At 39.4% G+C, this 391-nt stretch carries 1 protein-coding gene and 1 rRNA gene; one reads left to right on the forward strand and one right to left on the reverse strand.

Annotated features, from left to right (window positions below):
* Positions 1 to 254: hypothetical protein (locus N7548_RS08840; protein WP_263609110.1), on the forward strand; the 254-nt coding region annotated here is incomplete at its 5' end.
* Between the two features lie 40 nt (positions 255 to 294).
* Here the strand turns inward: N7548_RS08840 and N7548_RS08845 are convergent.
* Positions 295 to 391, reverse strand: a 16S ribosomal RNA gene (locus tag N7548_RS08845); the annotation flags it as partial.

Consider the following 391-nt stretch of genomic DNA (forward strand, 5'->3'; position numbering starts at 1 on the left):
TACTTACTGCTCCCCTGTGGCGTTTCGCCGTTAGTTGCGTCCTTCATCGGTGCTTAGTGCCAAGGCATTCACTGCGTGCCTTCTCTTCCTTAACCTTACGTCAGAATTTATCTACTTTTCAAAGATCAAACCTTAATAAAAAGAATTCGTTAGAATTTCTCTTATTTTTTGGAAATTTTGATTTTCCAGAAAGACAATTAAGTCTTTCAAAACTGAATATGATGAGTAATAATGAATGGGAAATTTCTAGTTGAAATTTCTGGCTTATGACTTCTTAAGTCATGTTTTCCTTAGAAAGGAGGTGATCCATCCCCACGTTCCCGTAGGGATACCTTGTTACGACTTAACCCCAATCATTGATCCTACCTTAGACGGCTCCCTCCTTGCGGTT

The sequence above is a fragment of the Paracholeplasma manati genome, assembly GCF_025742995.1.
GTDB lineage: Bacteria > Bacillota_I > Bacilli_A > Acholeplasmatales > UBA5453 > Paracholeplasma > Paracholeplasma manati.